The sequence below is a fragment of the Mycobacterium sp. NGS59 genome, from assembly GCF_059812345.1.
The window spans coordinates 359056-378894 of record NZ_JCALCN010000001.1 but is presented as its reverse complement, the minus strand read 5'-3'; the positions used below and the strand labels follow the sequence as shown (position 1 = coordinate 378894).

The 19839-nt window shown below is 64.5% G+C and carries 14 protein-coding genes and 1 pseudogene; 6 read left to right on the top strand and 9 right to left on the bottom strand.

Annotation, left to right across the window (positions count from 1 at the left end; all coding sequences use genetic code 11):
* Window position 1: 1 nt before the first annotated feature.
* Window positions 2-1252: a glycosyltransferase gene (locus tag AC5Y46_RS01670; RefSeq protein WP_499989857.1), complete on the bottom strand. Its 1251-nt coding sequence runs from the start codon at window positions 1250-1252 to the stop codon at window positions 2-4.
* Between the two features lie 13 nt (window positions 1253-1265).
* Window positions 1266-2124: pseudogene (locus tag AC5Y46_RS01665) on the bottom strand (phthiotriol/phenolphthiotriol dimycocerosates methyltransferase).
* A gap of 192 nt (window positions 2125-2316) precedes the next feature.
* Here AC5Y46_RS01665 and AC5Y46_RS01660 point away from each other — a divergent pair.
* Together AC5Y46_RS01660 and AC5Y46_RS01655 are read left to right on the top strand one after the other, a co-directional pair.
* On the top strand, window positions 2317-5763 hold the full coding sequence (locus AC5Y46_RS01660) for an MMPL/RND family transporter (RefSeq protein WP_499989856.1): 3447 nt from the start codon (window positions 2317-2319) through the stop codon (window positions 5761-5763).
* A gap of 87 nt (window positions 5764-5850) precedes the next feature.
* Window positions 5851-8112, top strand: a complete 2262-nt coding sequence (locus AC5Y46_RS01655; protein WP_499989855.1) for an acyltransferase family protein — start codon at window positions 5851-5853, stop codon at window positions 8110-8112.
* Between the two features lie 24 nt (window positions 8113-8136).
* Here the strand turns inward: AC5Y46_RS01655 and AC5Y46_RS01650 are convergent, their stop codons facing one another.
* Window positions 8137-9891: an AMP-binding protein gene (locus tag AC5Y46_RS01650; protein ID WP_499989854.1), complete on the bottom strand. Its 1755-nt coding sequence runs from the start codon at window positions 9889-9891 to the stop codon at window positions 8137-8139.
* A 103-nt stretch (window positions 9892-9994) separates the two neighbouring features.
* Between AC5Y46_RS01650 and AC5Y46_RS01645 the strand changes: the two genes are divergently transcribed.
* On the top strand, window positions 9995-11332 hold the full coding sequence (locus tag AC5Y46_RS01645) for a hypothetical protein (RefSeq protein WP_499989853.1): 1338 nt from the start codon (window positions 9995-9997) through the stop codon (window positions 11330-11332).
* On the opposite strand, the gene AC5Y46_RS01640 is transcribed toward AC5Y46_RS01645, so the two are convergent.
* On the bottom strand, window positions 11329-12297 hold the full coding sequence (locus AC5Y46_RS01640; protein ID WP_499989852.1) for a glycosyltransferase family 2 protein: 969 nt from the start codon (window positions 12295-12297) through the stop codon (window positions 11329-11331). The two genes, AC5Y46_RS01645 and AC5Y46_RS01640, sit on opposite strands and share 4 nt — an antisense overlap.
* Window positions 12298-12333: 36 nt before the next feature.
* On the bottom strand, window positions 12334-13089 hold the full coding sequence (locus tag AC5Y46_RS01635; RefSeq protein ID WP_499989851.1) for a GAP family protein: 756 nt from the start codon (window positions 13087-13089) through the stop codon (window positions 12334-12336).
* A 345-nt stretch (window positions 13090-13434) separates the two neighbouring features.
* Between AC5Y46_RS01635 and AC5Y46_RS01630 the strand changes: the two genes are divergently transcribed.
* The 3 genes from AC5Y46_RS01630 (at window position 13435) to AC5Y46_RS01620 (ending at window position 16212) form a co-directional block, all read left to right on the top strand.
* Window positions 13435-14463 carry a glycosyltransferase gene (locus AC5Y46_RS01630; protein ID WP_499989850.1) on the top strand — a complete coding sequence of 343 codons (1029 nt, stop codon included), beginning with the start codon at window positions 13435-13437 and terminating at the stop codon, window positions 14461-14463.
* Window positions 14464-14557: 94 nt separating this feature from the next.
* Entirely contained in the window at window positions 14558-15409 is an 852-nt protein-coding gene (locus tag AC5Y46_RS01625) for a class I SAM-dependent methyltransferase (protein ID WP_499989849.1), read from the top strand.
* Window positions 15409-16212 (top strand): glycosyltransferase family 2 protein, encoded by an 804-nt coding sequence (locus tag AC5Y46_RS01620; protein WP_499989848.1) that lies wholly within the window; start codon window positions 15409-15411, stop codon window positions 16210-16212. Before AC5Y46_RS01625 ends, AC5Y46_RS01620 begins: the two co-directional genes overlap by 1 nt.
* On the opposite strand, the gene AC5Y46_RS01615 is transcribed toward AC5Y46_RS01620, so the two are convergent.
* The 4 genes from AC5Y46_RS01615 to AC5Y46_RS01600 form a co-directional block, all read right to left on the bottom strand.
* Window positions 16209-16943, bottom strand: a complete 735-nt coding sequence (locus AC5Y46_RS01615) for an FkbM family methyltransferase (RefSeq protein ID WP_499989847.1) — start codon at window positions 16941-16943, stop codon at window positions 16209-16211. The two genes, AC5Y46_RS01620 and AC5Y46_RS01615, sit on opposite strands and share 4 nt — an antisense overlap.
* Complete coding sequence (locus tag AC5Y46_RS01610; protein ID WP_499989846.1) at window positions 16940-17908, bottom strand: GDP-L-fucose synthase family protein; 969 nt, start codon at window positions 17906-17908, stop codon at window positions 16940-16942. The genes AC5Y46_RS01615 and AC5Y46_RS01610 overlap by 4 nt, the downstream gene beginning before the upstream one ends.
* Window positions 17905-18927, bottom strand: coding sequence for a GDP-mannose 4,6-dehydratase (gene gmd / locus AC5Y46_RS01605; RefSeq protein WP_499989845.1), 1023 nt, complete (start codon window positions 18925-18927; stop codon window positions 17905-17907). Before gmd ends, AC5Y46_RS01610 begins: the two co-directional genes overlap by 4 nt.
* Before the next feature lie 297 nt (window positions 18928-19224).
* Entirely contained in the window at window positions 19225-19839 is a 615-nt protein-coding gene (locus AC5Y46_RS01600; protein WP_499989844.1) for a class I SAM-dependent methyltransferase, read from the bottom strand.

Below are 19839 nucleotides of genomic sequence, written 5' to 3'. Positions count from 1 at the left end.
CCTATCCTCGGCGCCCACTGCGGGCGGCTTCTTCCAGCAGATCCGCCGTGGCGGCAATGCTTTCGGCCGGTTTGGTCATCTGCGCGGCAATCGTGCGGGCTCTCCCGACGTAATCTGGCGCCAGGATCGCCTCGAGGTCAGCCGCCAGGGTAACGGCGGTACTGCTGGAAAACCGCCGTCCCCGACCGACTTTCAGCTGCTTCACCTGGGCCGCCCAGAACGGCTGATCGGAGGTGATCCACAGGATCAGGCTGGGGACCCCGGCACGAAGCCCCGCGGCCGTCGTGCCGGCGCCGCCGTGATGGACGACGGCGCGGCAGGCGGGAAAGACCGCCGCGTGGCTGACCGCGCGGACCACCTTGACGTGGTCGAAGTGCGGAATCTGCGTCGAGTCGCTCGGACCCGAGCAGATCAACGCCCGCTCGCCCAACTGCGAGCACGCCGCGGCGATCATGTCGACCCGGTCGGCGAGCGGGCCCACCGGCATGCTGCCGAAACCGAAATAGACCGGCGGCGTGCCGGCAGCGATCCACGACATCACCTCGTCGTCGGCAGCCGTCGGCAAACCCATCGTCAACGCACCCACGAACGGCCGACGACCGCCCCACTCCGCGGCCAGGCCTGGGAAGCAAACCTGGTCGTAGGCTTGGATTTCCAGGGCGGAGTGGTCGGCCATGCGGGTGGGCGCCGGACTCGACGCCTTCGGCAGGCCGAGTTCGCGACGCTGGGCGTCCTCGACCCCTTTCGTCATCCGCCAGTACAGCCAGTCGGTGGTGTGGATCGTCGAGCGGACCACCGGGCCAGGTAGGCGGGCGGGGAAGGCGAGCTGGCCGTTGGCCCGCATCGGGTAGAAGTGCAGCGCGGCCAGCGGGACGTCGTAGTGCTCGGCCACATTGGCCACCACTTCCTGGTAGATCTGTCCGGTCAGGATCAGATCGGCGCCGGCGGCCACCGGTGTCAGCATGGTGCCGAGCTCCAGCCAGCCCTCGGTCACCGGCGCCATGGCCTCCCGCGCCAGCTTGACCGGATTCCGGATCTTCCAACCGTTGTGCAGGAACTGTTCGTCCAGTTGCAGTTGCGAGTCACGGGTCCCGTAGGCCACAGCTTCGAGGCCGACGGATTCGACGAAGCCAATCAGGTTGGGCGGCACGGCAAGACACACGTCGTGCCCGCGGCGCTGCAACTCCTGCCCGACGGCGGCACACGGCTCGATATCGCCGCGCGTGCCGTAACTGGCCACGACAAATTTCATGAGCGGTGAAGCTTCAGTCCTTGACGAACAGATAGATCCGGTAGGTGAATCCGCCGCCGCGCTTGAGGTCTCGGTCCAAGACGTTGACGGCGTAGCGGGTCAGCCCGGTCAGGAATGCCGGAGCACGCCGACCGATGATCTCCTGCGTGCGCCGGGTATTGGCGTCCAGCCCGCGCTTGGCCTCTTCCTGGATGTCACGCTGGGCTGTCTTGCGCAGCGGGATGTCGGCAAGTGCGGCTTCCCATTCGGCCACAACGGGATTGCGCCGGGAGTCGGTGTACAGGAAGTGTCCGCCCGGTCGCAGCACGCGGGCCACCTCGGCGAGGAAGCCCGGGAAGTCCGGGTACTGGTGTGACGCCTCGACATTGACCACCGCGTCGAAGGACTCGTCGGGGAACGGCAGATTCTGTGCGTCGCCCTGCACGAAATCCAGTCCCGGGAGTTGGTGGCGCTCGCGGCACTTCTCGATGCTGGCCGGGTTCAGGTCAAGACCCGTGTAGGACGCCGGGCCCAGGTTGCGCGTGATGTACGAAGCGCCTCCGCCAGCGCCGCAACTGACCTCCAGCACATTCTTACCGGTGAGATCCACCTGGCTTGCCGTCTGGTGATAGAGCTGGATGCAATACCGGTTCGGCTCGTCGGACGGGTCCAACGGCAAGGCCATCGGCGGGTCCTCTTCGTAACCGAAGTTGAAGAACACCACGTCGTCGCCGACCTGGCGGGTACCCAGCGGCAGCAGGTACTTGGTGGTGATCTTGCCGACCAAGGGATTGGATTGCAGGCGGTATCTCAAAGCCACGGGGAAGAGTGTCGCATGACCGGCCCGCGCGGCGTGCCGAAAAGGCCAACCTCGATGACGACCAGATCAGCACGCCCGTCCAACTTTGCCTTCGGCGAGCTACCGATCGCGCGCCCCGATTCCGCGCCGCGACGAACTTCATCGGAATCAGTAAACCGCCTTGACCTGCGCTTATTCCAGGCTATGGATAATGCGCGGGGTCCCGCAGTCGGCGCTCGTCGGTTAATAAGGAAATTTCCATTCCCCCACTTCGTCAGCGCAGTCCTTGTACCTTTATTGGGTGGCTGGGCAGGCGCGATCGCATGACGAAGCAAAAGTTGGTGGCATCTTCGACCGCGTCGGCGACTTCGTGGTCAAGTGGCCCTGGCTGGTCATCGGCGGCTGGATCGCGGTCGTCGCAATCCTGGCTCTGACCTTTCCCCCGCTTCAGGTGCAGGCGGCCAAGCACGAACAGAAACCGCTACCCGACGACTCGGCGACGGTGATCGCGCAGAAGGAGATGGACAAGGCTTTCAGCGGGGGCCAGGCCGCTGACCCCAAGGCCGCCGGCTCCATGTTGTTGATCATCCTGACCGACGAGCGCGGGCTCGGTCCCGAAGACGAGGCGACCTACCGCAAGCTGCTGGACAACCTGCGCCAGGACACGCAGGACAAGATCGCGGTGCAGGACTTCATGGGCACGCCGGAACTGCGGCAGATGCTGGAGAGCAAAGACAAGAAAGCGTGGAACCTGCCGGTCAACCTGCCGGGTGAGGCGGCGTCGCCGGAGACCCAGGCGGCGCTGATCAACATCAGAGCGATCGTCAAGAAGACGGTCGCGGGAACCACGCTGGAGGCCAACCTCAGCGGTCCGGTTGCGACCGCGGCCGACCTGCAAAAGCTCGGCGAAGAAGACGTGCAGGTGATCGAGATGGGCACGATCATCAGCGTCCTGGTCATCCTGATCCTGGTGTATCGCAACCTGGTCACCATGCTGGTGCCGCTGGCCACCATCGGGCTGTCGGTGGGAGGCGCACAGGGCGTGTTGTCGGTGCTGGCCGAACTCGGCCTGGCCGTGAACATGCAGTGCATCGTGTTCATGAGCGCGGTGATGATCGGCGCCGGCACCGACTACGCCGTCTTCCTGATCAGTCGATATCACGACTACGTGCGGCACGGTGAAACGTCCGATCGGGCGGTCAAGAAGGCGTTGATGTCGATCGGGAAGGTCATCGCCGCCTCGGCAGCGACCGTGGCGGTGACCTTCCTGGCGATGGTGTTCACCAAGCTGGAAGTGTTCTCGGCGGTCGGTCCGGCGATCACCGTCTCCATCATCGTGTCGCTGTTGACCGCGACGACCTTTCTGCCGGCGATCCTGGTGCTCACCGGGCGCCGTGGCTGGATCAAGCCGCGGCGTGACCTGACCACTCGCTTCTGGCGGATTTCGGGGACGCGCATTGTCCGGCGTCCGAAGGTCCATCTGGTCGGCAGCCTGGTGGTGCTCGCGATGCTCGCCGGCAGTGCGGCGCTGATCCGATTCAATTACGACGACCTCAAGACCATGCCCCAGGACATGGAGAGCGTGCGGGGGCTCAATGCGCTGAACCGGCATTTCCCGATGAACTCGATGACGCCGATGGTCCTGTTCGTCAGCTCCCCCCGGGACCTCCGCACGCCGGCCGCCCTCGGTGACCTGGAGATGATGTCGCGGCGCATCACCGACCTGCCCGACGTCGTGATGGTGCGGGGCCTGACGCGGCCCAACGGTGAACCGCTAAAAGAAACCAAGGTGTCGTGGCAGGCCGGTGAGGTCGGCGGCAAGCTCAACGAGGCGTCCACCGCGATCTCCGAGCACGGCAGCGACCTGGACCACCTGGTGGGCGGTTCCAGGCAGTTGGCCGAGGCCCTGGCCGGGGTGCGATCGCAGGTCAACGGGGCGGTGGCCAGCTCCGCCGGTCTGGTCAGCATGCTGCAGAACATGCTGCAGCTGATGGGCGGGAACAAGACCATCCAGGAGCTCGACAACGCGTCGCAGTACGTCTCCCGGATGAGGGCGCTCGGCAACAATCTCAGCGGAACTGTGACGGAGGGCGAGAACATCGCCGTGTGGGCCACCCCCATGGTGGCCTCGCTCAATGCAAGCCCGAGCTGCAACGCCGACCCCGCTTGCGTGCGCTCACGTTCGCAGTTGTCGGCGATGGTCGAAGCCAACAACAGCGGACTCTTGCGGGCGATGGGCAGGATGGCCGTCACCTTGCAGCAGACCGAGGGTTATCAGAACCTGGCCAAGACGGTCGGTGAGCTCGACGACCAACTGAAGCAGATCGTGGCGTTCCTCAAGCAGGTTGACGGTCTCCCCAGCACCTTGTCGCAGCTGCAAATGGGTGCCGGTGCCCTCGCCGACGGCAGTGCCGCCGTGGCTGACGGCGTCCAGGCCCTGGTGGATCAGGTCAGAAAGATGGGCGGTGGCCTCAACGAAGCTTCGGACTTCCTGCTCGGGATGAAGCGCGATGCGGAACGCCCCAACATGGCCGGCTTCAACATTCCTCCGCAGATCATGACCCGCGAGGAGTACAAGAAGGGCGCGCAGTTCTTCCTTTCGCCCGACGGTCACGCGGCGCGGTACTTCGTGCAAAGCGCCCTCGGCGGGTCCAGCAAGGAGGGCATGGATCAGGTCAACAAGATCCTGGAGGCCGCCCGTTCGGCGCAACCGAATACCGAACTGGCCGACGCCAAAGTGGCTTTGCTCGGGGTTCCCACGGGGCTTCGCGACACTCGTGAGTTCTACAACCAAGACATCGTTTTCATCGTCTTCGCGACCACGATCATCGTCTTCTTGATCCTGGTGATGTTGCTGCGCGCGATCGTCGCGCCGCTGTACCTCATTGCGTCCGTGTTGGTCTCGTTCTGCTCGGCGCTAGGGCTTGCCGTCATCGTGTTCAACTGGATACTCGGCCAGGGAATTCACTGGAGCCTGCCCGGATTGTCGTTCATCCTGTTGGTCGCCGTCGGGGCCGACTACAACATGCTGCTGATATCGCGGATTCGCGACGAGTCACCGCACGGGGTGCGGGTCGGCGTCATCCGCACGGTGGGCTCCACCGGTGGCGTCATCACCTCGGCGGGCCTGATTTTCGCCGCGTCGATGTTCGGCCTGTTAGGCGCCAGCGTCAGCACCATGGCCCAGGCCGGTTTCACCATCGGCATCGGGATTCTCATCGACACGTTCCTGGTACGCACCATCACGGTGCCCGCGCTGGCCGCGATGATCGGCCAGGCCAACTGGTGGCCGTCCCAGATGGGCCGCAAGAATGCTTCGAAAGGCAAGCAGCACAAGCGATCTGACCAAGCACAACTCTGGCTCAACCGGGCGCGGCATTTCATCACCGGAAAGGCTCCCGGGGTGGCGGCCGCGCCGGTACCCAAACCCAGGGCGGTCCGCAAAGCACCGGCGAAGCCCGCCGTCAGCACCATCGACGTACTGCCCGGCCACGCGCTGCCACTGTTCGGTCTGAGTACCATGCCCGCCTATGACCTGGCGAAATGCGCGTCGAGATCCAAGCGCAAGACCAGGAGCAGAGGCAGCGGGAAAGTACCGGTCGATCACCTTCTCACCGACTCCCTACCGTTGTTCGGGTTGGGATATGAACTGCTGGAACGTGATTCGAACGGCAACGGCCACCGCGCCGTCGACTCGGGGACGTCGAAACCCGACACGTCGGTGATCACGTGATGCGGGCACACACCGCGGTGTCGTAGTCGTGACGAAAATGCCCGTTACACGGCAGCATTCGCCCTCCCGTCTTTATAGTGGGTGACCATGCGCCAGTCCGACAGCCTCACCCCGTCCGACAGCGCTAGCCCGTCCGACAGCGCCAGTCCGCTCGAAGCGGTGGTAGGACCGCCGCCGAAAAAGGCACAATTCCGCGACGACATCGAGGGGTTGCGCGGCTTCACGCTGTTGGCGATCGTCGGCTGGCATATTTCCATGCCCGGCGTCAGCGGCGGCTTCGTCGGACCGGACATCTTCTTCGAGATCTCGGGCTTCGTCATCACCGGACAGCTCTGGAAGCAGGTGAGCACCACCGGCACCGTCGGACTGCGCAAGTTCTATGGAGCACGGTCACGCCGACTGCTGCCGGTATCGGCGACGGTGGGCGTGGTCACCGCGATCGCCGCGGCGTTATTGCTGCCCGTGGTGCAGGCTCAAAGCGCGCTGAAGGACGCCATTGCTTGCGCGCTCTACGTCCCCAACTTCTGGTTCATCGTCCAACAGGTCGACTATTTCGCCGGCGGCGCACCGTCGCCGTTCCAGCACTACTGGACGTTGGGCGTGGAGGAACAGTTCTACCTGTTGTGGCCGCCGCTGATCGTCGGCACGGCGTGGCTCGTCCGGCGGCTGCATCGGCGAGCAAAGACCGGCGCACCGTCCTCGCAGCCTCCGTCGAAGACGCCGTACCTGGTGCTGGTGACGCTGATCGCGGTGATTTCGTTCGTGCTGTCGCTGCTGGTCACCTACGTGATGCCGCTCGCGGCGTACTTCTCGCTGTTCACCAGGGCCTGGCAGTTGGCTCTCGGCGCGCTGGTGGCTCTCACGGCCGAATACTGGAGCCGGCTGCCGGCGCGGGCGGCAGTGGTCATCGGCTGGATCGGCATGGGCATGGTCCTGTGGGCCTGCGTCGATTTCACCTCCGACATACCGTATCCGGGTACCGCCGCACTGCTGCCCGTGCTGGGTACGGCGTTGCTGCTCGGGGCGGGCTGCTCGACACCGTCCCAAGGCGCCGGACGCGTGCTGGGATGGTCACCGATGCGGGCCATCGGACGGCTGTCGTATTCCTGGTATCTGTGGCACTGGCCGGTGTTGGTGTTTGCCCCGATCGTGGTGGGACATCCGCTGGGGTTGTTCGGCAAGTTCGTCGCGGCGGTCGTTGTCTCCGGTGGACTGGGTGTGCTCACCCTGCGTTTCATCGAGAACCCGTTGCGTTATGCCACGCCGCTAGCCCGGTCTCCGCTGAAAAGCCTTGCGGTTGGCGGTTTCGCCACGTCGCTCGCGGCCTGTGTGGGAGTGGCGTTGCTGATGTGGGTGTCGTCGATACCGATGCCCGTCGCGGTCGCACACGGCGCGGCGGCTCCGGCGGTGACCATCAAACCCCCGCCGGTGCCGACGGGTGACGACACAGCGGCCTACGACGCGGCGGTGCAGAACGTGTTCGCGCAGGTGCAAGCGGCGGTGGCGGCATCTGCCGAGCTGAAGGCGGTACCGTCGAACCTCGACCCGTCAATCGCCGACGCGGCCGGTGAACTCGGCGCGATGATGTTCGACGGCTGCCTGCGCCTGCCCATCCAGGCCGGCCAGCCCGAATGCGCCATGGGCGACAAGTCCTCGAAGACGACGGTGGCGGTGGTGGGTGACTCGCACGCGTCGATGTGGATTCCGGCCTTCCAGCAGATCGGCACGCAACGGCCCTGGCGTATCGAAACCATGGCCAAGGCCGCCTGCCCGATGATGGATCTGCCGATCGCCAACCGCTGGGTGGCCCCCATCGTCGAATACCTGCAGCACTGCGAGCAGTGGCGCGGCCAGGTCATGGACCGGCTCCGCGCCGAGCACCCGAAACTGGTCGTGGTCAGCGTGTTTCGCGGCTACACCGCGACCCACAGCAACGGTTTCCTGTCCGGTTTCTCGTCGTACGACGCGGCGTGGAATGACGGCCTCAGACGTCTGGTGCAGCAGTTGCGCGGTACCGGCGCCAAGGTGCTGGTGCTCGGGCCGCTCCCCCATTTGAATGCCGCGGTTCCGGGCTGCCTGTCCGAGCACCTCGACGATGCCACCGTTTGCTCGCCACCCATGTCGACGGCGTTCAATCGACCCGGCATCGAAGCCGAAGCGGCTGCCGTGAAAGCCGGTGGCGGACAATACGCCGAACTCGACGCGCTGTTCTGCACGAAGACCCGCTGCCCGGTCATCGTCGGCAACACCCTGGTGTATGTCGACGCGGGTCACCTGACGCTCGAATACTCGCGGTTGTTGGCCCCGGCGATGGCGGCGCTGGCCGACCGCGCGATGGCCGGCAGCTGACCTCTCCCGCCGGCCGACCCCAGGCTAGGCGTCCAAGCGGGCGAACTGGTCCCGTCGATACAGCTCGACGCAATGTGCGCGACGCGGTTTGCCGCTCGTGGTGATCGGTATCGAACCCTGGGGCACCAGCACGAGATCGGATGCGCTCAGCCCGTGCCCCTTCGAAATCGCCGATGTCACTTCACGTTTCACGACGCCGTAGCGTTCGGCCGCTTCCTCCGCCGACTCGTCCTTCTTCTTGAGTTCGATGATGGCGACCAGTTTCTCGACGCCGTCCTGCGGAACCGCGATCGCCACACACCGGCCGGGACTGATCTGCTGGATGGTGGCCTCGATGTCGTCGGGAGAATGGTTGCGCCCGTACACGATCAGCAGGTCCTTGATGCGTCCCAGGATGAAAAGCTCACCCTCGGAATAGAACCCGGAATCTCCCGTTCGCAGCCATGGACTTTCCGGGGTGCCCTCGGAGGGGTTGACGATAGCGGCCCCAAATGTCGCCGCCGTAGTTTCGGGTTTCTGCCAATAGCCGGAGGCGACGTTGCCACCGTGCACCCAGATTTCGCCGACGGTGCCCTCTGGGCACTCCGTCCCGGTGTCCGGGTCGACGATGCGGACCAGCTGAGTGTCGACGATCCCGTAGCTGACAAGCGGTGTGCTGCCGTCATTTTCGGTATCGGACCGTTCGGCTTTGCCGTCCGGCAACTTGCTGGCGTCGAAGTTGACGATCTTGGGTGGCTGGCCGGCTTGCCGCGTCGCGACGAAGACGGTGGTTTCGGCCATCCCGTAGGACGGGCGGATCACCTGCGGGTCGAGGCCGAAGGGAGCGAAACGGTCGATGAAACGCTTCAGCGTGACCGGTTGTACGCGCTCGCTCCCGTTGAGGATGTTGTGGATCCCACTGAGATCGAGACCTTCCAGATCCTCGTCTTTGGTCTTGCGCGACGCGAGGTCGAACGCGAAGTTAGGAGCGGCCGTGAATGCCAAGGTGTTGGTGGCCAACAGCTGCATCCACCGGGCCGGCCGCTGCAGGAAGCCGATCGGGCTGGTCAGCTTGGCCGGCATACCGGTGAGAATGGGCATGATCAGCCCGAGAATGAAGCCCATGTCGTGGTAGAACGGCAGCCACGACACCACGGTCGACCCGGGCGGGGCCAGCTTGCCGTAGACGCCGTAGTAGGCGGTCATGATCTGTTCGAAATTGGCCATCAGGTTCTTGTTCGAAACCATGACCCCGGCCGGGGTGCGCGTGGAACCCGAGGTGTACTGCAGGTAGATGGTGTCCGGCTGTTCGTACTTCGCGCGGGACGCGGCACCGGGCCGACCGTCCAGCTCCAACCGGTCGAGCTCGATGATTTGAGTCTTATGGTCACCGGGCTGCGCTCGCACGTACTCGGCCACGTTGTCGACGACCCCGGATGCCGTCAGGACCAGGGCGGGAGCCGTGTCGGCCAGCACCGAAGACGTGCGTTCGTCATGCGCGCCGCCTCCCGGAACCGACAGCGGCACCGCGGTGATCCCGGCGTGCAATGACGCAAGGAACCCCACGATATAGTCCAGGCTCTGCGGGGCCAGGATCAAGGCCCGGTCACCCGTCGTGCCGTGTTCGCTCATCAAGGCGGCGAGATTGAGCATCCGGCGATAGAGCTGCGCCCAGGTCAGGGTGTGCTCGACACCGTCCCACGAGTGGTCGTAGTCGATGTAGGTCAGCGCAATGTCGTTGGGCTGCAAACTCGCACGCTCTCGCACGACATTGGGAAGGGAGGATTCAACCACGGACAACAGATTACCTTTGCCGGACACGCTTCTGTTCAAAACCAGAGATCGCCGCACAGCAGCATGAAGCCGGTTTCCCGGTGGCCGGTGTCGGTATATTCGCGGTGTTGTGGACAATCGCCTCGCGCACATGGATCAGGTGTCGTTTCTTGCGCTGCGCGCCCTTGGCTACGGAACGCTGACGCAGGTCACCTGGACCTACAACCGCGCGGTGGACCTCAAGGGGCTCAAGCGTTTTCACCGAAACCTCGGATTCGGGTTGTTGGGGCGGCGCATCGAACGTTCGCCGCTGCCGTTCGCGCGGGATCGGTGGGTGTCGTCGCGGGGTGCTGCCGACGTCGAGATCGAACCGACGCCCCGCCGGAGGGCCGAACTGAACGCGTGGGCCTACGAGCGAGCGTGTCTGCCCATCGATCCGCAGTTCGGCCCCGGCTGGCACCTCGGTGTGCTGCCGCTGCAGGACGGCGGGACGGTTGTCAGCCTGGTCGCCTCCCACACCTTGGTCGACGGACTCGGCCTGTGCGAAGCGATCGCCGATGCCGCTGCCGGCCGAACCCGCGAGCTGGGCTATCCCCTGCCCGGTTTCCGCACCCGGCGGCAGGCTCTGCTCGAAGACAGCCGCCAGACCCTGGCCTCCGTCCCGGAATTGGGGCGAGCGCTGGCCGCGATGACCCGACTGGCCCGGCAGGGCCGCCAGGAACTCGCGTCCTCGATCGCGGCGGCACCCCCTGCCCCGCGGACGTCCCGCGCTGACGAACCTTTCATGGTGCCGACGTTGGCGGCGTACGTGGACGTGCAGCAGTGGGACGCCTGCGCGCGGCGCCTCGGCGGCACCAGCAACTCGTTGTTCGCCGGCTTCGCGGCCAGGCTGGGCGTGCGAATGGGGCGCCGGCTCGACGACGGAACCGTCACACTGGCGTTTCCGGTGGGCGAACGCGTCCCCGGCGACACCCGCGGCAATGCGCTCACGTTTGCCTCCATCACCGTCGACCCCGCCGACGCGGCGTCGAATCTGTGGGAGATCCGCACCGAACTCAAGCGTGCGCTCACCGAGCTGACGGCGAACGCCAACGAGATGCTGGCGCCACTCCCCCTGGCCTCGATGACCCCGAAGTGGTTGGCCCGGCGGCTGGTTGGCGTCGGTCTCGGCGCTTCGGGACGACCGATCGGTTGCTCCAACCTCGGACAGTTGGACCCGGCCCTGAACCGTCCCGACGGCACCGACGCGGATTACGCCTGCGGGCGACTGATCGAACCCGGCATCGGCAGGCGCGCGCTGGACGGCATCGGCGGCCAGCTTTTCGTGGCGTCGGGACGTCTTCCGGAGAAAGTCTTCATCACCGTGGTGGCCTATCGTCCGGATGCCACGAACTCCACCGACGAACTGCGAGACCTGGTGGCCGACACGTTCGCGGAGTTCGGGCTGACCGCCGAAATCGACTGTTAGTGCTGCCCAGTCACATTCAGCCTGTCCCGAAACCGACGGGCGCGACGGAATTCGCCGAACAACGCCGAAGCCATGGCCTTGACGTGCAACCACCGTTGCGGGCCGAGGGCGGCCACCTCGATCAGCATTGCCAGCCATGCGGGTAGCCACCAGGCCGCCGCGGTGATACGGATGCCGGCCGGTGCGGCCGGATCCACCATCATCCAGGTCAGAATGCGGTGCTGGTCGAGCAAGTTGCGGCGGGTTGCCATCACCCGCGTCGTGGCGGTGGCGGTGGTGTGGCTGCGGACCGAAAGTTCGCGCGGGACAAAGCAGACCGCCGATCGCAGCATCAGCCGCGCCCAGAAGTCGACATCGACGAGCTGGTAGATGTCATCGCGAAATCCACCGGCATCGAGTGCGAGCCGGCGCCGGAACATGACGCAGGTCGGTTCGCCGACCCAGTTCTCCTTGCCGCCGCGCAGCAGCATCTGCTGAACCAGCACCGATCCTTTGTTGTGTTCGCGCAGATTACGAAAGCGGCTGTGAATCTTGCCGTATCGCTGTTTCCAGCTCAGGTCGTCGCTGTCGATCTGGCGGGGAGCGAAGGCCAGCCCGACCGCGGGATCGTCGAAGCACGGGACCAGGGTCTGTAGCGCGCCGGGCAGCAACCAGTCGTCGCCGTGCACGAACTGAATCAACTCGCCGCGGGCGAGTTCCAGGCACCGGCCGTGATTGCCGTTCAGTCCCAGCCGGGGCTGGTTGCGTACCAGCCGGTCGCCGGGCCGCAGCATCGCCTCGGCGCGGGTGGCGCAGTCGTCGCTGGATTCGTCGTCGACCACCAGGATCTCGAAATCCACGCCTTGCTGGTCCAGGATGCTGCGCAGACAACGCTCGATGGTCGCGCTGTTGTTGTACATCGGGATGCACACCGAGACAGTCGGTGGCACAGGCGATTCGTCGCTGCGGTCGGGATTCGGAGACATTGTTCGTCGATGCGCCGCGGCGCACCTAGGGATTACTCAGAGAGCCGCCACGCCCTGGGCCAGAAAGAGCATCCCCACGCCGAACAGGATCGTCAGCGACATCTGGCGACGGTACGTCCGCACCCAATTCTGGATCCGCGTCATCACCTGCTCGGTCCGTTGCGGCACGGCGAGGTAGGCCACCAGCGGGATTTCGATGACCGCGAGGACGATCAGGGTGAAGACGAGGAAGGCACTGAGCTGCGTACCGATACCAGCGCCGGACGCCATGATGAACGTCAAAGCGATGAGAGTCTCGACGGGCGGTACCGAGGTCGCGATTCCGACGACGAACGCGGGCCAGACCACGTCACAGTTCAGCATTTCGTGGGCTCGGGCTGCGGCCCGGGCCATCAGCCCCGGCGAACGCGGCTCCAGAACCATCGTCGACATGCCGCCCCCGCCCACCGGTACGGGTGTCAGAGCCTGCGCCCGCGCACGCATGACCATGCGCGACGCCAACAACAGCAGCAGCACTCCGATAGTGAGTTGCAGCCGTCCGCCCGAGAGGACCACGGTGGCTTCCCGGATCTGGTTGGCCGTCGCGGCTGCGCTCTGGATGGCGCCGATCGCAACCTCGCGGATGAGCACGATCACTGCCACCGCAACGCCCGCGGCCGCCAGCATGCCGCCCAGCCAGAAGGCGAACAAATTAACCATCGGCCGCTTGCGCGACAGCAGCACGGCGGCCAGCCCCAGGCGGGCAGGCTCGATCGCCATCCCAAGCCCCATATACAGCACCATCCACCACATCATCGAGGACGTTACTATGCCGGCGCGCGACCCGCGGGCGAACTGAGAAATTGCTGAAAAATGTGTCTGAGCAGTGACGATGGCCCTGCAGGACGGTGGCGGGAGCCGAGCGTGCCACGCTGGTCCCACGCTGCCGGCAACGGTCGGTTCGCATCCGCCGATGAGGCCCGAGGCCGGTCGCGGCTGGCTATACTTCGCCAGCGTGTGCCGTACGCTTGCCGTCCCGCAGACGGCGGCGATGACCTCTTTGTACAGACGGCTGACTCTGCCTTCAGAGCTCGGCGTGGACCCCGAATCAGTAGGCACTTCGACGAGCACTACTGCAGCGCACGAAAGGCCCTCGCGGTGACTACGACGGCAGCGAACTCACCCAAGGTGAGCGTCGTGACCACCACCCACAATCAGGAAGCCTACGTACGCCAGGCCTTCGACAGCTTCGTCGCCCAGGAAACCGACTTCCCGGTGGAGATCGTCGTCGCCGACGACGCCTCGACCGACAGCACGCCGTCGATCATTCGGGAGTACACCGAGCGGTACCCGCAGCTGTTCCGGCCGATCTTCAGGCCGCAGAACCTGGGCCTCAACAAGAACCTGACCGGCGCGCTGTCGGCTGCGCGCGGTGAGTACGTCGCGCTCTGCGAAGGCGACGACTACTGGATCGACCCGCTGAAGCTGAGCAAACAGGTCGCGTACCTCGATCAGCATCCCGAGACCGCGGTGTGCTTCCATCCCGTGCGAGTGGTCTGGGAGGACGGACACGCCAAGGACTCGACCTTCCCGCCGGTCCACATACGCGGCAACTTGAGCCTCGACGCCCTGATCCTGATCAACTTCATCCAGACCAATTCGGTGGTCTATCGCCGACTTTCGCGCTACGACGACATCCCACCCGACGTCATGCCGCTGGACTGGTATCTGCACGTCCGGCATGCGGCACACGGCGAGATCGCCATGCTGCCGGAGACGATGGCCGTCTACCGTCGCCATGCCGAGGGCATGTGGCACAACCAGGTGATGGACCCGCCGAAGTTCTGGTTGGCGCAGGGACCCGGGCACGCGGCGACGTTCGACGCCATGCTCGATCTGTTTCCGGGCGATGGACGGCGCGAGGAACTCATCGGTCTGATGGCCGACGGGATTCTGCACGAGATCGCGAAGGTGCCGGGCCCGGACGGCCGTGCCGCGCTGCAGAACACCATCGCCCAACACCCCCGGTTCGCGATGATGGCACTGCAGCACCGGTGGGCGACTCCCAGGAAACGACTGAAAACGTTGTGGCGCAGGCAGGTCGCCGCTACGCCGAGCCGACGGGGGCTGGTCGACGTCTGGCCCAACCGTCGCAAACGCCCGGCCGCGAACTCAGAAGTGCGATAGCGTGCGGACCGCCCTGGGCCGGGTTCGGCGTCCCAATCCTGAACTTTGCACGGCACATCCACGAGACGACGACGAGAGGGTCTGAGCAAGAATGGTGGCACAGAATTCGGACAACGCGGTGCAGTTCACCGCACACAACGTCCGTCTCGACGACGGGAGCTTCACGATACCCGGGTCGTCGAATTCGGTAGACGAATACTCCTGGTTCAAGTCATCTCGCGGGATCCTCGATACCGTGTTTCCCGGGGACAAAAGTCAACTACGCCTCGCCGATATCGGTTGCCTGGAAGGTGGCTATGCCACCGAGTTCGCACGCCTTGGCTTTCAAGTTCTCGGCATCGAAGTCCGCGAACTGAACATCGCGGCATGCAACTACATCAAGTCCAAGACCGATCTGCCGAATTTGCAGTTCGTGCAGGACAACGCGTTGAACATCGCGGACCACGGGGTGTTCGACGCCGTCTTCTGCTGCGGGCTGTTCTATCACCTGGAGAATCCGAAGCAGTATCTGGAGACGTTGTCAGCGGTCACCAACAAGCTGTTGATCCTGCAAACGCATTTCTCGATCATCAATCAGGCCGACAGACTTTTCCGGATGCCCACTACGGTGCGCCAATCAGCCAGCCGGCTGTTCCGACGGCCGGAGCCGGTGAAGTTCATGCTCTCGGCGCCCACCGAACATGAGGGACTTCCCGGTCGGTGGTTCACCGAGTTCTCGAACGATCGGGCATTCAGTCGACGCGAAACCGACAAATGGGCGTCCTGGGACAACCGGAAGTCGTTCTGGATTCAGCGTGAATATCTGCTGCAGACGATCAAAGATGTCGGATTCGATCTGGTGCTGGAGGAGTACGCCAACCTGGAGCCCAGTATCGCCGACTCGCTGCTCGGCGGTTCCTATGCGGCCAATCTCCGCGGGACCTTCATCGGCATCAAGACCCAGTGATGGTCACGTCGACTCCGACGGTCTCGGTGATCACGATCTCCTATAAAGACCTCGACGGCCTCAAACTCACTGTCCAAAGCGTGCGCGCTCAGCGCTACGCGGGACGTATCGAGCACATCGTGATCGATGGTGGATCCGGTGACGACGTCGTGGAATACCTGTCCGGACTCGAACCGGGCCTCGCGTATTGGCAGTCCGAGCCCGATGGCGGACGGTATGACGCGATGAACCAGGGTATTGCGCACGCGTCCGGGGACCTGCTGTGGTTCCTGCACTCCGCTGATCGCTTTTCCGGACCCGACGTGGTGGCCCAAGCCGTGCAGGCGATGGACGGCAAAGGTGAGGCTAGTGAGTTGTGGGGATTCGGCATGGATCGGTTGATCGGCATGGATCGGGTGCGCGGTCCAATTCCCTTCAGCCTGCGCAAGTTTCTCGCGGGCAAGCAGGTCGTTCCGCATCAAGCATCCTTCTTCGGTTCCTCGCTGGTGGACCAGATCGGCGGCTACGACCTCGATTTCGGTCTCGCAGCCGACCAGGAATTCATTCTGCGCGCCGCGCTGGTACGTGAACCCGTCACGATTCAGCGGGTGTTCTGCGAATTCGACACCACCGGGGTGGGTTCGCACCGGGAACCGAGCGCGGTGTTCGGTGACCTGCGCCGCATGGGCGAGCTGCATCACCGTTACCCCTATGCGGGACGGGCGATCTCGCGTGCCTATCTGCGGGGCCGGGAACTCTACGCCTACAACAGCAGGTTCTGGGAGAACGCCTTCGGACGCTTGGGACGGCTCCGGCGCGACTAATCGCTGCCGCGGAAGAAGATGCCGTCGGCCTGCAACATCCGGCCGTTGCGCGGGTCGGTGAAACCCGGCTCCAGTCCGGCCAGGGTGAATCCGAGAGAATCGGCGAGTTCGAGTGCTTCACGAATGAGCATGCCGCCGTCATACAAAGGCTGAAACGACAATTCAAGCTGCAAGCCGACACAGCGCTGAGCTATCGTCGCGGCTCCGCCTTCGAGGACCTGTCGCTCGAACCCCTGTACATCGATCTTCAGGAAAGCGATATCACTGGGGCGCAGTACTTCTGGAGCCAGGGAATCGAGCCGGAATATCGGTACCTGTTCGGTGTCGACGTAGTTCGCCGGCGGAAAGGCATCTTGATGCCTTTTCAGCATCGGCAACACCGAGCTGCTGGCACCCTCGTTGCCTGCGACGTTGATCGAGATCGTGCCGTCGACGTCGCCCAGCGCGCAGCGCCGACATTGCCACTGCGGATCGGCTGAAACCTTTCGCTGCAGAGCGGAGAACGCACCGGACAAGGGCTCGAACGACACGATGCGCTCGGTAAACCCGGCGGCACGCAATCCCGTCGCGTACTGTCCCGAATTCGCCCCGACGTCGAGCACGACGTTCACGTGGTGGAGCTCGAGCTGACGCAGGAAGTTGCGTTCCCGGTCCAGTTCTGGAAAATAGTGGGTTACGTCGATGCCGTTGCGACGCAGAATGTTTCGGCCGAGACGCGACAGCCGGCTCACTGCCGGACCGTTCCCGCGTGATCGCGGTACCAGGCCACCGTCGCCTCGATTCCCTCGCGCAGTGCGATCGACGGGCGCCACCCGGCGTCCCGCAGAACCGAGACATCGAGCAGCTTTCGCGGTGTCCCGTCTGGTTTGCTTGTATCCCAACATGTTTCGCCCGTGTAGCCCACCGCCGTCGCGACCATCTCCGCGATCTCGCTGATGGTGTGGTCGACACCGGTACCCACGTTCACTTGCGTTGGGCCATCGAAGTGTTCCAGGAGATAAAGGCACGCGCTGGCCATGTCGTCGACGTGGAGCAACTCGCGCCGCGGAGTCCCGGTGCCCCAGTTCACGACCTGTGATGCGCCACCGGCTTTGGCCTCCTCGTAGCGACGGATGAGCGCCGGCAGCAGATGGGAGCCGGACGGGGAAAAGTTGTCACCGGGCCCGTAGAGGTTGGTGGGCATCGCTGAGATCCACGGCAGGCCGTGCTGCCGCCGGACCGACTGGACCTGCAGGATCCCGGCGATCTTGGCGATGGCGTAGGCGTCGTTCGTCGGCTCCAGCGGACCGGTGAGCAGTGCGCTCTCCGGGATGGGTTGCGGGCTCAACTTCGGGTAGATGCAAGAAGATCCGAGGAAGAGGAGCCGTGGCACCTGAGCGGCGACCGCGGCGTCGAGCAGATTGACCTGGATCTGCAGGTTCTCCGACAGGAAATCGGCAGGGTAGGTGTTGTTGGCCATGATGCCGCCCACGCGGGCCGCCGCGTCGATGACGACCTGCGGTTTCGCGTCGAGGACGAAGGCGAATGTCGCTGCCCGATCGGTCAGGTCGAGTTCTATGCGGGTCCGCACCAGCAGGTTGGTGAACCCCGCGGACTCAAACGCGCGCAGCAGCGCGGACCCGACCAGCCCGCGGTGTCCGGCGATGTAGACGGGCGCGGCGCGGTCCAGTTCGCCAAATCGGTTGTCCGCGCTCATTTGCGACCGGCGAGCATCGGCTTGTCGATCCAGGGCTTGCCTTCGCATTCCAGCGCGGCGATGTCGGCGTCGACCATGATCCGGGCCAGTTCGCCGGTGTGGACAGATGCCGCCCAGCCCAACGACTCCGAGGCTTTGGTCGCGTCGCCGATCAGCGAATCCACTTCGGTCGGCCGCAGATAGCGCTCGTCGAATTTTATGTACTTCTGCCAGTCGAGCCCGGCATGGCCGAATGCGGCTTCGGCGAACTCCCGCACGGTGTAACCGCGCCCGGTCGCCAGCACGTAGTCATCGGGCTCGGGCGCTTGCAGCATTCGCCACATGCCTTCGACGTACTCGGGCGCGTATCCCCAGTCGCGGACTGCGTCCAGGTTTCCCATGAACAGGTCTGATTGGACGCCGGCTTTGATGCGCGCTACGGCGCGGGTGATTTTGCGGGTCACGAATGTCTCACCGCGGCGGGGGGATTCGTGATTGAACAAGATCCCGTTGACCGCGAACAAACCATACGCCTCACGATAATTCCGTGTCGCCCAATAGGAGTACACCTTGGCCGCGCCGTAGGGCGAGCGCGGATAGAACGGGGTCAGCTCGTTCTGCGGCGGCGGCGACGCGCCGAACATCTCCGACGAAGAAGCCTGGTAGAACCGGCACTGCACCCGGGAGAGCCGCACGGCTTCGAGGAGTCGCATCGAACCCATGCCGGTGGTGTCGCCGGTATGAACCGGTTCGTCGAAACTGACCCGTACATGCGATTGTGCGGCAAGGTTGTACACCTCGTCCGGCTCGATGGTGCTGAGCAGGGTGACCAGGCGGGTGCCGTCGATCAGGTCGCCGTAGTGCAGGAACAATCGCGCCTCGGGCTGGTGCGGATCGACGTAGAGGTGATCGATGCGCGACGTGTTGAACGTCGAGGCGCGGCGGATGAGTCCGTGGACCTCGTATCCCTTGCTCAGCAGCAGTTCGGCGAGGTACGAGCCGTCCTGCCCGGTGATTCCGGTGATGAGCGCTCGCTTCACTGATATCCCGTCTCTGTCGGTGCTTGGTCGCCGGCAACGAGGTCGATTTCGTTGTCGACGGCAGCACTTCTCGTAGTGGTCACCGCCCCACGGCTGTCGCTACATAGTAGTTGTCGACGGTGACCGGACACTCAGCAATGCGTACTAGTTGTTCAGCGGGGTGAGGCCTGCTGGATCTCTCGCACGGGGCCCGCACAGCAAGTAGCTCGCCTGGAATCGAGTGGATTCGGCCACCGCGAGGAGCACCCATGCCGCGCGGCTCAACAGTGCGGACTCAGTGCTAGCTCGCATCGATTGCTACTGCGCGGTCATGAAGAAATAGGTATAGGGCGGAAAGCTCTGCGGGACCACCGTCCCATTCACCTGTTCGAATGTGCCGCGCGCCAAGGCTTCGTAACCGTCAGGCGAGCGCACATGCCGACCGCGATCGAGACTGATCAAGAAGCGCGCGAGCGGGTTCTGTCGCTTGATGTAGACGTTGTCGAGGGTGACTACCCGGCCGCCGGCTTTGAGCACCTGTCGCAATAGTTTGAACAATTCGTCCGCTTGCGCGTCGCTCATGTGGTGCAGTACCGCCGAGACGATGGCGATATCGACGGGCTCGAGCGAGCTTGCCTCCTCGGATCCGAAATAACCAGCATGAAATGTTCCGCGGTCGCCGTAGGTTTGGCGAGCTTGCTCCACGTAGGCGGGATTGGGTTCCCACCCCACATATTCCACGTCCGGTAGATGCGCTAGCAGATGAGCCGGTCCACAACCGATGTCTAGGACGCGATCGCCTGGCTTGGCACGGACGAACCGCTGCACGAACTGTCGTCGGTGACTATCCGCCCCCATCAGGCGCTGTAGAGCTTCGTACAATCTGGGATTTCGGAGAGCTGCGTACAAGCCCCGTTTGCGTTCGGTTTCCAT